The organism is Pseudonocardia sp. ICBG601 (assembly GCF_020496245.1).
This window is the reverse complement of record NZ_JAHLJA010000152.1, coordinates 369,113-380,958: the sequence shown is the minus strand read 5'-3', so window position 1 is coordinate 380,958 and position 11,846 is coordinate 369,113. Positions and strand designations below refer to the sequence as shown.

At 76.3% G+C, this 11,846-nt stretch carries 13 protein-coding genes; 10 read left to right on the top strand and 3 right to left on the bottom strand.

Going from position 1 to position 11,846, the window contains the following annotated elements; all coding sequences use genetic code 11:
- Nucleotides 1-63 precede the first annotated feature (63 nt).
- Nucleotides 64-1,620, top strand: a complete 1,557-nt coding sequence (locus KPL57_RS52145; protein WP_226357824.1) for an NYN domain-containing protein — start codon at nt 64-66, stop codon at nt 1,618-1,620.
- 4 nt (nt 1,621-1,624) lie between these two features.
- Here the strand turns inward: KPL57_RS52145 and KPL57_RS52140 are convergent, their stop codons facing one another.
- On the bottom strand, nt 1,625-1,957 hold the full coding sequence (locus tag KPL57_RS52140; protein ID WP_226357823.1) for a hypothetical protein: 333 nt from the start codon (nt 1,955-1,957) through the stop codon (nt 1,625-1,627).
- A 385-nt stretch (nt 1,958-2,342) separates the two neighbouring features.
- On the opposite strand from KPL57_RS52140, the gene KPL57_RS52135 reads away from it, so the two are divergent.
- On the top strand, nt 2,343-3,485 hold the full coding sequence (locus tag KPL57_RS52135; RefSeq protein ID WP_226357822.1) for a glycosyltransferase family 4 protein: 1,143 nt from the start codon (nt 2,343-2,345) through the stop codon (nt 3,483-3,485).
- A gap of 28 nt (nt 3,486-3,513) precedes the next feature.
- Here the strand turns inward: KPL57_RS52135 and KPL57_RS52130 are convergent, their stop codons facing one another.
- On the bottom strand, nt 3,514-5,358 hold the full coding sequence (locus KPL57_RS52130; protein WP_226357821.1) for a long-chain fatty acid--CoA ligase: 1,845 nt from the start codon (nt 5,356-5,358) through the stop codon (nt 3,514-3,516).
- A 205-nt stretch (nt 5,359-5,563) separates the two neighbouring features.
- Here KPL57_RS52130 and KPL57_RS52125 point away from each other — a divergent pair, with 205 nt between their 5' ends.
- From KPL57_RS52125 to KPL57_RS52100, 6 genes are read left to right on the top strand one after another with little or no spacing between them, the layout of a single operon-like run.
- Nucleotides 5,564-5,980: a hypothetical protein gene (locus KPL57_RS52125; protein WP_062396088.1), complete on the top strand. Its 417-nt coding sequence runs from the start codon at nt 5,564-5,566 to the stop codon at nt 5,978-5,980.
- Nucleotides 5,981-5,982: 2 nt separating this feature from the next.
- Nucleotides 5,983-6,777 (top strand): metallophosphoesterase, encoded by a 795-nt coding sequence (locus KPL57_RS52120; RefSeq protein ID WP_226357820.1) that lies wholly within the window; start codon nt 5,983-5,985, stop codon nt 6,775-6,777.
- Between the two features lie 20 nt (nt 6,778-6,797).
- Nucleotides 6,798-7,235 (top strand): SRPBCC family protein, encoded by a 438-nt coding sequence (locus KPL57_RS52115; RefSeq protein ID WP_020623841.1) that lies wholly within the window; start codon nt 6,798-6,800, stop codon nt 7,233-7,235.
- A gap of 43 nt (nt 7,236-7,278) precedes the next feature.
- Nucleotides 7,279-8,526, top strand: a complete 1,248-nt coding sequence (locus tag KPL57_RS52110) for an ArsA family ATPase (protein ID WP_226357819.1) — start codon at nt 7,279-7,281, stop codon at nt 8,524-8,526.
- On the top strand, nt 8,523-8,903 hold the full coding sequence (locus tag KPL57_RS52105; RefSeq protein WP_226357818.1) for a hypothetical protein: 381 nt from the start codon (nt 8,523-8,525) through the stop codon (nt 8,901-8,903). Before KPL57_RS52110 ends, KPL57_RS52105 begins: the two co-directional genes overlap by 4 nt.
- On the top strand, nt 8,900-9,886 hold the full coding sequence (locus KPL57_RS52100; RefSeq protein ID WP_226357817.1) for an ROK family protein: 987 nt from the start codon (nt 8,900-8,902) through the stop codon (nt 9,884-9,886). The genes KPL57_RS52105 and KPL57_RS52100 overlap by 4 nt, the downstream gene beginning before the upstream one ends.
- Nucleotides 9,887-9,889: 3 nt before the next feature.
- On the opposite strand, the gene KPL57_RS52095 is transcribed toward KPL57_RS52100, so the two are convergent.
- Entirely contained in the window at nt 9,890-10,372 is a 483-nt protein-coding gene (locus KPL57_RS52095; protein WP_226357816.1) for a hypothetical protein, read from the bottom strand.
- 187 nt (nt 10,373-10,559) lie between these two features.
- On the opposite strand from KPL57_RS52095, the gene KPL57_RS52090 reads away from it, so the two are divergent.
- Both KPL57_RS52090 and KPL57_RS52085 read left to right on the top strand, forming a co-directional pair.
- On the top strand, nt 10,560-11,315 hold the full coding sequence (locus tag KPL57_RS52090) for a 1-acyl-sn-glycerol-3-phosphate acyltransferase (RefSeq protein WP_226357815.1): 756 nt from the start codon (nt 10,560-10,562) through the stop codon (nt 11,313-11,315).
- A 26-nt stretch (nt 11,316-11,341) separates the two neighbouring features.
- Nucleotides 11,342-11,842: a polyadenylate-specific 3'-exoribonuclease AS gene (locus KPL57_RS52085; RefSeq protein WP_062396083.1), complete on the top strand. Its 501-nt coding sequence runs from the start codon at nt 11,342-11,344 to the stop codon at nt 11,840-11,842.
- The last annotated feature ends 4 nt before the right edge of the window (nt 11,843-11,846 follow it).

Sequence of the window (11,846 nt, the reverse complement as noted above, 5' to 3'; positions counted from 1 at the left end):
ACGTCCCGGGTGCGGACGGCCACGCCGACGGCGATCCGGGTCGGGCGGGGATAACCTGGACCGATGGCGCACGACGACACGGAGCGACCGGAGCCCACGTGCTCCGGGGCCTCGTCGTGCGCCGCCGACCCGGCCGCGGGCGACTGGCCGGAGCTGCCCGCCCCGCTGCGGGCCCGGCTCGCCGAGATCGCGGGTACCGCGCTGGGCGGGCTGCCGGCCGGGGACGTCCCCACCCCGCTGCGCCGCTTCGCCCGGTTCACCCCCGCCAAGCGGGCCCGTCTCGGCGGGCAGGTGCTGGTGGCCCGGCTGCAGCAGGACGCGGCGTTCCGGGCGGCCGTGGTGGCCTGGTGGGCCGAGAACCGGCCCGGTGAGCTGGAGCTGCCCGAGCCCTCCTCGGCAGGACCCGCCGGCGACCCGCCCGTGCCCCCGGGCGGACCCGGTGCACCCACCGGGGACACCGGAGCCGCGGAGGGGACCGGCCCGTCCGGCCGTCCCGCGGCGCAGCGCGCGGCCGGATCACCGGTGGACGGGACGATCCCCGCCGCGGAGGCCGGGTCCGTCGCGGATCCGCTGCCCGCACCGGTCGACAAGCTCGACGCGGCCGCGGTCGCGCTGCTCACCGCCGATCCGCTCGCGCACCGGCGGGTCGCCGAGGTGGGGCAGACCGCGGACCTGGCGAACCTGCGCGCCGAGCGCGACGAGGCCCTGGCCAAGGCCGACAAGCTCACCGCCGAGCTCGAACGGGCCCGGGCCGAGCTGGTCGAGGAACGGGAACGCGCACGGGCGCTCGTCGGGGAGCGGGAGACCGAGTACCAGCAGATGCGCCGCCGGGTCAGCGACCAGGGCGCCCGGCTGCGTGCCGCACTCGACGCCCGCACCGAGCTGGAGGAGGAGGTCGCGCGGCTGCGCGGCGGCGTCGACGAGGAGCTCGCCCGCTCCCGCGCCGAGACCGCCGCCGAGCGCGAGCGCGCCGACCGGGAACGCCGCCGGGCCGACGCCGCGGCCGGTCAGGTCGCCGCCGCCCGCCAGGCCGCCCGCGAGGCCCGTCGCGGCGACGAGGTGCGCCTGGAGCTGCTGCTCGACACCGTCAGCGGCGCGATCTCGGGCCTGCGCCGCGAGCTCGACGTCGGCGCGGGCGGACCGCGGCCGGCGGACCTCGTCGCGGGCACGGGCGACCGCGGGACCGGCGCGCGCGTCGCGGCCCCCGTCGACGGGCTGGCCGCGCTGGATGCGCTGCTGACCGTGCCGTCGGTGCACCTCATCGTCGACGGCTACAACGTCAGCAAGACCGGCTACCCGGACCTGCCGCTGGCCGACCAGCGCTCCCGGCTGGTGGCCCAGCTCGGCGCGCTGGGTGCCCGCACGGGGGCCGAGATCACCGTGGTGTTCGACGGTGCCGCCGTGATCGCCGCGCCGGTGCGCGGCAGCCGCGGGGTGCGGGTGCTGTTCAGCGACGCCGGGGTGATCGCCGACGACGTCGTCCGCGACCTCGTCGCCGCCGAGCCGGCGGGCCGGCCGCTGCTGGTCGCGACGTCGGACCAGGAGATCGTGCGCTCGGTGCGCCGCCGGGGCGCGCACACCGTGGCGTCCGCGGTGCTGCTGCGCCGCCTCGGCGGCTGAGCGCTCACCCCACGTCACGGTGCCGGGGCCCGTGCCCGGCCGGCGGGACCACCGGCATCGGCAGCGCCGTACGTCCGGCCCGGCCGGGCGCCGGTGCGCCCGGCTCGACCAGGCGCAGGTGCGGGATGAGGCCGCCCTCGGCCAGCACCTGCAGCGCCCGGCGCTCCGGCTCGGCGAACTCCACCGGGGCGACGGTCGTGGCCACCGTGCCGGCCGGCAGGTCGACGGGAAGGTAGGGGATCGGCCGGTCGTCCTCCGGGACCTCCAGCAGCACCCCGATGACGCAGGCACCGCACGCGGCACCGCGGACCTCGCAGCGATCGCAGTCGACGATCATGGCTCCTCCTTCGTCGGACCCGAGGTGGTCGAGCACCGCGGACGCTAGGGGAGGGGTCCGACAGAATGGCCGCGCCGGAGAAAATCCGGGCCGGGGCCGTCACCGCGGGCCGCCGCGCTCGTTCACCTGAACAGCACGACATCCTCACCAGCTGTGCCGTCGAGCGACCACCACCACTCGTACGGAGCAGTGCCACCCCGGCGGGCGACCGTTCCGGTCACGCAACGGTGAGGACGCGGAACTCGTCCGCTCCCCGGAGTGTCGGACGGCGGCCCGCATCCCCGACGCGCAGCGCGCGTGCGGAGCCGCCGTCCCGACCCCCGCCGCCCGGCCCGCCGGTGACCACCGGGGGCCGGCGCCCCGCCGGGGACTAGCGTCGCCGACCGTGGCGCGCACGCTGCTGGTGACCAACGACTTCCCGCCCCGGCCCGGCGGCATCCAGTCCTACCTGTCCGACCTCGCCCGCGCGCTCCCGCCGGACTCGCTCGCGGTCCACGCGCCCGCCTGGCGCGGCGCCGCCGACCACGACGCCACGCTGCCGTTCCCGGTGCACCGGCACCGGTCGTCGCTGATGCTGCCGGTCCCCGAGGTCGCCCGGCGCGCCGCGGAGCTGGCCCGCGAGCACGACGCCGGGACCGTCTGGTTCGGCGCGGCCGCGCCGCTGGGGCTGCTCGGCCCGTACCTGCGCCGCCGGGCCGGGGTGGAGCGGGTCGTCGCCACCACGCACGGCCACGAGGTCGGCTGGTCGATGCTGCCCGGCGCGCGCCGGGCGCTGCACCGGATCGGCCGGGACGCCGACGTCGTCACCACGGTCTCGCGCTGGACCCGCGGCCGGCTCGCCGGCGCGCTCGGCCCGGACGCGGCGCTGGAGGTCCTGCCGCCCCCGGTGGACACCGTCCGCTTCGCACCCGACCCGGCCGCCCGCGCCGCGGTCCGGGCCCGGTACCGGCTCGGCGACGCACCGGTCGTGACGTGCGTGTCCCGGCTGGTGCCGCGCAAGGGCCAAGACGTGCTGGTCGCGGCGCTGCCGCGGATCCGCCGCCGGGTGCCGGGCGCCAGGCTGCTGCTCGTCGGCGGCGGGCCCTACCGGGACCGGCTGCGCACACTGGCGGCACGCGCCGGGGTGACCGACGCCGTGGTGCTCACCGGCGGGGTCCCGGCCGCCGAGCTCGCCGCGCACCACGCCGCCGGGGACGTGTTCGCCCTGCCGTGCCGCACCCACCTGGGCGGGCTCGACGTCGAGGGGCTGGGGATCGCGCTGCTGGAGGCCGCGGCGTCGGGACTGCCCGTCGTCGCGGGGGACTCCGGCGGGGCGCCGGAGACCGTCGAGGAGGGCGTGACCGGCCACGTCGTGCCGGGACGCGACGTCGCCGCCGTCGCCGACCGGGTCGCGGACCTGCTCGTCGACCCCGCCCGGGCGACGGCGATGGGCCGCGCCGGGCGGGCCCGCGTCCGGCGGATCTGGGGCGGGCCGTCGTCGGCGGCGCGCCTGCACGGCTTCCTGACCGGCGACGACGGGCCGCGCTGAGCGCACGACCCGTCGTCGACGGCGGGGGTCAGCCCTTGTCGGCGGTGGTGCCCGCGTAGAGCGCCTCGATCTCGCCGGAGTAGGACTCCACGACGACCTTGCGCTTGACCTTCATCGTCGGCGTCAGCTCGCCGCCGGCCTCGCTGAAGTCGTGCGGCAGGATCGTGAACTTGCGGATCTGCTCGGCCCGCGAGACGGCCTGGTTGGCGTCCTCGACCGCGGCCGCGATCTCGCCGCGCAGCTCCGGGTCGTCGACGAGGTCGGCGGCCGAGCTGCCGTCGCCCGCGGGCTTGCCGTTGCGCTCGCGCCAGCCCGGCAGGGCGTCCGGGTCGATGGTGACCAGCGCGGAGATGAACGGCTTCTGGTCGCCGATCACGATGCACTGCCCGACCAGCGGGTGCGCCCGCAGCCGGTCCTCGAGCACGGCCGGGGCGACGTTCTTGCCGCCGGCGGTGACGATGATCTCCTTCTTGCGGCCGGTGATGGTGAGGAAGCCGGCGTCGTCGAGCTCGCCGATGTCGCCGGAGTGGAACCAGCCGTCGGACTCCAGGGCCTCCTTCGAGGCCTCCTCGTTCTTCCAGTAGCCGCGGAAGACGATGTCGCCGCGCAGCATGATCTCGCCGTCGGAGGCGATCCGGACCGCGCAGCCGGGGACCGGGCGCCCCACCGAGCCGACGCGCTGGCCGTCGACGGTGTTCAGGGTGATGCCCGCGGAGGTCTCGGTCAGGCCGTAGCCCTCCAGCACGGGCAGCCCGATGCCGCGGAAGAAGTGCCCGAGCCGGCCCCCGAGCGGCGCCGAGCCGGACACCGCGGCCTTGACCCGGCCGCCGACGGCGGCGCGCAGCTTGCCGTAGACGAGCTTGTCGAACAGCGCGTGCCGGGCCTTGAGCAGCAGGCCGGGCCCGCCCGCGTCGAGCGCCTCGGAGTAGGCGATCGCGGTGTCGGCGGCCGCGTCGAAGATCTTGCCCTTGCCGTCGTTGTGCGCCTTGAGCCGCGCGCCGTTGTAGACCTTCTCGAACACCCGCGGCACCGCGAGCAGGAAGGTCGGCCGGAAGTCCGCCAGGTCGGGCAGCAGGGTCTTCACGTCGGGGGAGTGGCCGACGATCGTGCGGGTGGACAGGCAGCCGCACTGGATGGCCTTGCCGAACACGTGCGCGAGCGGCAGGAACAGCAGCACCGAGTCCCCGGCCTCGAACAGGTGCGGGATCGTCGCGGCGATCGTGCGGATCTCGGCGATCAGGTTGCGGTGGGTCAGCTCGCAGCCCTTGGGGCGGCCGGTGGTGCCCGAGGTGTAGATCAGGGTGCACAGGTCGTCGGCGCGCACCCCGCCGCGGCGCTCGTGCACCACGTCGTCGGGGGTGTCCGCGCCGAGGCCGCGCAGCTGCTCGACCGCCGAGGGGGCGTCCGGGGCCGACGCGGCCGGCTCGATCTGCCAGACGGTGCGCAGCTCGGGCAGGTCCCCGCGGACCTTCTCCACCGACGCGGCGTGCTCGGCGGTCTCCACGACGATCCCGACGGCGCCGGAGTCGGACACGATCCAGGAGATCTGGTCCGGCGACGACGTCTCGTAGATCGGCACGGTGACCCCGCCCGCGGCGAGGATCGCGTAGTCGAACAGGGTCCACTCGTACCGGGTCCGCGACAGCAGCGCGACCCGGTCCCCGGCCTGCACGCCCGCGGCGACCAGCCCGGCGGCGATCCGGGTGACCTGCTCGCCGAACTCGGCCGCGGTCACCTCCGACCAGCTCCCGTCCGCGCCCTTGCGGCGGTAGAGCACGTCCGACGGGTGCTGCGCGGCGTTGTCGAACACGGCGTCCGAGAGCGATTCCTCGTCTCCCACGGACACCGCGGCGGGAACGCTGTACTCACGCACGGGGATCGACCTCCTGGCGGCCTCGACAGGCTGAACACGGTCGCCGCGACGGCTGCGGCGACACCTCGGAGCAGAACCTACCGGAGAGTAGGGTCCACGTACATCGAATCGGACATAACGGATCGGTCGGTGGTGCCGCCGGTCCGGTCCGGGCCGCGACGGTACCCGTGACCGGCGCCGTCGCACGGGGTGGCACGCTGACCGGGTGCCCGCGATCGACGTGATCGACGAGACCTTCCTGGCCGTGCCCCGCGAGCGGGTCGCGGCGGAGTTCGCCGACCCGGCCCGGTGGCCGTCGTACTGGCCCGACCTGCGCCCCGAGGTCGCGCACGACCGCGGACCGGCCGGGCTGCGCTGGACCGTGACCGGCGCGCTCGTCGGGACCATGGAGGTCTGGTGCGAGCCGGAGGGCGACGGCACCGTCCTGCACTTCTTCCTGCGCGCGGACCCGGACGGCCCGCCGCCCGGTGGCCGGCTGCGGCGCCGCCGGTGGCTGCGCGCGGAGTCCGACCGGCGGCACCGCGCGTTCAAGGCGCACGCCTTCGCGCTCAAGCGACGCCTGGAGGGCGGGCGCCCGGCGGGCGTCGCGCCGTCGGCGTTCCGGCCGGACCGGACGGCCTGAGCGTGCGGCTGCACGTCGTCACCGACGTCCACGGCGCCACCGTCCCGCTCGCCCGCGCCGCCGAGGGCGCCGACGGGGTGCTCGTGCTCGGCGACCTGCTGGAGTTCATCGACTACCGCGACCCGACCAACGGGATCATCTCCCGGCTGCTCGGGCCCGAGGTGGCCGCGGAGTTCGGCCGGATGCGCCGGATCGGGGCGCCGCGCGCGCAGATGCTGGGCCTGCTGGAGCGCTCCTGGGCCCGGTTCGCCGACCCGGGCGCCGCCGTCGCCGAGGCCGTCGCCGCGCAGTACGCCGAGGTCTTCGGGGTGCTGGGCGGGCTCGGGGTGCCGGTCTGGGCGATCCCGGGCAACGTCGACGTCCCCGACGCCTGGCCCGACACCGACGGCGTCACCCGCGCCGACGGACGGGTGGTCGAGATCGGCGGTCGCCGGTTCGGCTTCCTCGGCGGGGTGCCGCTGCCGCCCGGGATCGACCCGCGCCGCACCGGTCCCTGGCGGCCGCACTTCGTGACCCACGAGGAGTGGACCGCGCGCCTGGACGCGCTCGGCCCGGCCGACGTGCTGTGCACCCACGTCCCGCCGGCGCACCCGGGCCTAACCTACGACGTCGTCACCCGTCGCGCCGAGATCGCCAGCGCCCCGCTGGCCGCGCGGATCCGGGCCGAGCAGCCGTCGCACGCCCTGTTCGGGCACGTGCACCAGCCGCTGCACCGCCGTGCCCGGATCGGCCGCACCGAGTGCGTCAACGCCGGACACTTCCGCGCGCACGGCACGCCCTACGTGCTCCGGTTCTGACCACCGGATAGCCTCCCGCCATGGCCGACGCGACCTCGTCCTCGATCCACATCGACGCCCCGCCGGAGCGGGTCATGGCGGTGATCGCGGACTTCGCGTCCTACCCCGAGTGGACCGACCAGATCACCAGCGTCGAGATCCTCGACGCCGGTGCCGACGGCCGCGCCCGCCAGGTCCGCTTCGCGATGGACGCCGGGGCCATCAAGGACACCTACACCCTCGACTACGACTGGGCCGCCGACGACCGCTCGGTGTCCTGGACGCTGGTCAAGGGCGGCATCCAGCGCGCCCAGGACGGCGCGTACCGGCTGGTCGGCGACGCCGGCGGCACCACCGTCACCTACGAGCTCAGCGTCGAGGTCAACTTCCCGATGATCGGGATGCTCCGTCGCAAGGCGGAGAAAGTGATCATCGACGCCGCGCTGAAGGGCCTCAAGCGCCGCGTCGAGAAGGGCTGAGCCGGTCGGCGGCGACGCGGACGCGATCGTTAGGCTCCGCGCTGTGCGCGTCGTGCTCTTCACCGGCAAGGGCGGGGTCGGCAAGACGACCCTGGCCGCCGCGACGGCCGCGCACGTCGCCGGGACCGGCCGGTCCGCGCTGGTCGTGTCCACCGACCCGGCGCACTCCCTCGGCGACGCGCTGGACGCCGAGCTGGGTGCCGAGCCCACCGAGGTCACCGAGAACCTGTGGGGCGCCCACATCGAGGCCCGTCACCTGCTCGAGGGCGCCTGGGGCGACCTGCAGGGGCACCTGCGCACGATGCTCGCCGGGGCCGGGGTGGACGAGCTCGTCGCGGACGAGCTGACCGTGCTGCCCGGCGTCGAGGACCTCCTCGCGCTGGTCGAGGTGCAGCGCTACGCCGACTCCGGCCGCTTCGACGTCGTCGTCGTCGACTGTGGGCCGACCGCGGAGACGCTGCGGCTGCTCACCCTGCCCGAGGCGCTGTCGGGCTACCTGGAGCGGCTGTTCCCCGCGCACCGGCGCGCCGTGCGCGGCCTGGTCGCCGGGCTCGCCGGGGCCAAGGCCGACGGTGCGGGCTGGGACCGCACGGTCGACGCGCTCGGCGTGCTGGCCGAGCAGCTGCGCGGGCTGCGCGGCCTGCTCGCCGACCGGTCCCGCACCTCGATCCGGCTGGTGCTGACCCCGGAACGGGTCGTCGCGGCCGAGACCCGCCGGACGCTGACCGCGCTCGCCCTGCACGAGCTGCGGGTCGACGGGCTGCTGGCGAACCGGGTGATGCCCGGCCCGCCGCCGTCGCTGCGCGGGCCCGCGGCGCGCTGGCTGCGCGAACGCGCGACCGAGCAGCAGTCCGTGCTCGCCGAGCTGGGCGAGCTCGGTGCGGACGTGCCGGTGACCGCGGTCCGCTACACCGCCGCCGAGCCGACCGGCGTCGGCGCGCTGCGCGAGCTGGCCCTGTCGGTCTACGGCGACGACGACCCCGCGGGCACCGCCGACGGCGCCCCGCCGCGGCCGCTGATGGAGCTGCGCCGCACCGCAGGCCACGGCGTCTCCGCCGACACCGAGTTCGAGCTCGACGTGGCGCTGCCCGGCGCCCAGGACGCCCCGCTGGACCTCGCCCGGGTCGGCGACGACATGGTCGTCGGCATCGGGTTCTCCCGGCGCGTGGTCTCGCTGCCGTCGGTGCTGCGCCGCTGCGAGGCCACCGGCGCCCGGCTGGAGGGCCGCGGCTCCGACGCCCGCCTGGTGATCTCCTTCGTGCCCGACCCGGGCACCTGGATGACCTCGTGACCGGCCGTGACACGCGGGGCGGCACCCACTGCGGCGACCACGGCGGCATCCCGGAGGACCTGCGGGTCACCGCGGTGGCGCTGCTCGACCGGCTGCGCGCGGCCACCGAGACGATGTCGGACTCGCTGCGGGCCGCCGGGAGCGACCCCGGCCCCGGCGACGCCGGCTCCTGCACCGCCTGCCCGGTGTGCGCGCTGATCGCCGTCGTGCGGGGGGAGCGGTCGGAGCTGGTCACCCGGCTCGCCGACCACGCCACCGGGCTGCTCGCCGTGCTCGTCGCGGTGCTCGAGGAGGCCGCCCCGCCCGCGCGCCAGGAACCCCGCCGTCCGCACGGCGGCGGACGCTCCGTGCAGCGGATCGTGGTGCACCGGACATGAGCCCCAGGATGTCCGACGTCCGCACCATCGGGGTGGACGTCGGGGGCACCAGCGTGCGCGCGGGCGTCGTCGACGCCGAGGGGGAGATCCTCGACTCCGCCTCCGCGCCGACCCCGCGCACCGACGACGCGCTGGAGGCGGCCATCGCCGGCGCCGTCGACGAGCTGCGGCGCAGGCACACCGTCGCCGCCGTCGGACTCGCGCTCGCCGGGTTCGTCGACGCCCCGCGCGGCCTGGTCCGCTACGCGCCGCACCTGTCCTGGCGCGACGCCCCGGTCGCCGAGCGGATCGGCGCCCGGCTCGGCGGGATCCCGGTCGTCGTGGAGCACGACGCGAACTCCGCCGCGCTCGCCGAGCGACGCTACGGCGCCGCGGCCGGTGCCTCGGTGGCGCTGGTGATCGCGCTGGGCACCGGGATCGGCGGCGCCCTGCTGCTCGACGGCCGGCTCTACCGCGGCGCGCACGGCGTCGCACCCGAGCTGGGGCACCTGCGGGTCGTCCCGGACGGGCGGGCCTGCCCGTGCGGCAAGCGCGGCTGCTGGGAGCGCTACTGCAGCGGGACCGCACTCGGTGCCACCGCGCTGGAGATGCTCTCGGGCGGCGACGTGCCCGGCCCGTCCGGGCTGGCCCGCGAGGCCGCCGTCGACCCGGGGCGGGTCACCGGCAAGCGGGTCGCCGCCGCCGCGCGCGAGGGGGACCCGGTCGCCCGCGCCGCCGTCGACGACATGGGGCGCTGGCTGGGGGAGGGGCTCTCGCTCGTCGCGGACGTCTTCGACCCGGACCTCGTGGTGATCGCGGGCGGGGTGTCGGCGTCGGCGCCGCTGTTCCTCGACGCCGCCCGCGAGCACTACGCCCGCATCCTCACCGGGTCGGGCAACCGGCCGCTGGCCCGGATCCGGACCGCACAGCTCGGCGCGGCCGCCGCCGTCGTGGGCGCGGCGACGCTGGCCCGCGAGAGCCTGCGGACCGGCGCCCGGCGCTGAGCGCTACAGCCGCGAGCCGTCGTCCCAGGGGTCGGGGCCCTCGTCGGTGTCCGGGCTCCACAGCCGCAGCAGCAGCCAGCCCAGACCGGCCGCGATGAGCACCAGCCCCAGCGGCAGCGGCCAGGTCCCGCCGACGCCGATCAGCCCCGGCGCGATGCACAGCAGCAGCCCCACCGCGATCAGTCCGCCACCCACGACGGCCGGTGGTCCCGGCCGCGGCAGCGGCGGCGGCTCCGGGGGGTGGTAGTGGTCGTCCGGCTCGGCACCCGTGCCGGTGCCCGGGTGCGGGGCGGCGGGGCCCGGCCGGTGCGCGGGCCGGTCGGCCGTGGACCCCGCGGCCCCGGCCGCGTCACCGGGGTCGGTGCGCTCGGCACGCTCGGTGGGCCAGTCCGGGACCGACCCCTCCTCGCGCCAGGCGGCGACGATGGAGTCGAAGTCGTCGTCGGGCCGGTCCTCGCCCTCACGCGCGGGGTCTGCGGAACTCATACCCGTCCGTCCCTCCCCGCTCGCGGCGGCTCCCATCCTGTCACGGCCCGTGTCCCGCCCGACACCGCCCACGGGCCCGCGCGGGCGCCGCGCGGGGACCGCCCGACCCCGGTGACCACCGCCCCGTTGTGAGGAGGTGTCGACGCTCCGTAGGCTGTCGCCGAAGTCGGTAGGGAGGCAGCGCAGGGTGCTGTACTGGTGGTCCAAGTTCGTGCTGCTCGGCCCGTTGATGAGGCTGTTCTGCCGGCCGGAGGTGCGCGGTGCCGAGAACGTGCCCGGTGGTGCCGGCGCGATCCTCGCCAGCAACCACCTCGCGGTGGCCGACTCCTTCTTCCTGCCGTTGATGCTGCCGCGGCGGGTGACCTTCCTCGCCAAGCGCGAGTACTTCACCGAGCCCGGGATCCGCGGCTGGTTCAAGAAGCAGTTCTTCACCGGCGTCGGGCAGGTCCCGGTGGACCGGTCCGGCGGGTCCGCGGCGCGCGCCGCGATGGACACCGCGGTCCGGCTGCTGAACGAGGGCAAGCTGCTCGGGATCTACCCGGAGGGCACCCGCTCGCCCGACGGGCGGCTCTACAAGGGCAAGACCGGCGTCGCCCGGATGGCCCTGGAGGCCGGGGTGCCGGTCATCCCGGTCGCGATGGTGGGCACCGACAAGGTCAACCCCATCGGCTCCAAGATGTGGCGCCCGCGCAAGGTGAAGATCGTGATCGGCGAGCCGCTGGACTTCTCCCGGTACGAGGGCATGGCCGGGGACCGGTTCATCGAGCGCTCCATGACCGACGAGATCATGTACTCGCTGATGGAGCTGTCCGGGCAGACCTACGTCGACCTCTACGCGGCGTCGGTCAAGGAGAAGGCCGCGGCCGGTGCGCCGCCGCCCGCCCCGTCGCGCCAGAGCCTGCCGCGGCCGGACGCGAACGTGCCCGACTCCCGCGCGTCCTGATCGACTCCGGTAGACAGGACGGCACCATGCGCTTCTTCTACGACACCGAGTTCATCGAGGACGGTACGACGATCGACCTGGTGTCGATCGGGATCGTCGGCGAGGACGGCCGCGAGTTCTATGCCGTGTCCACCGAGTTCGACCCGGACCGGGCCGGCAAGTGGGTGCGGGCCAACGTCCTGCCCAAGCTGCCCTCGCCCAGCGACCGGGCCTGGATGTCGCGGGCCCGGATGCGCGAGGAGATCCTCGACTTCTGCACCGGCGCCCCCGGTGACGTCGAGCTGTGGGCCTGGATCGCCGCCTACGACCACGTGGCGCTGTGCCAGCTGTGGGGCGCGATGCCCGCGCTGCCGCGGCCGATCCCGCGCTTCACCCGCGAGCTGCGCCAGCGGTGGGAGGACGCGGGCCGCCCGGCGCTGCCCCCGCCGCCCGCCGAGGCGCACGACGCGCTCGCCGACGCCCGGCACAACCTGCGGCGCTGGGAAGTGATCGCGGAGACCCTCGCGACGGGGGCCGCGCCCCGGTAGGGAT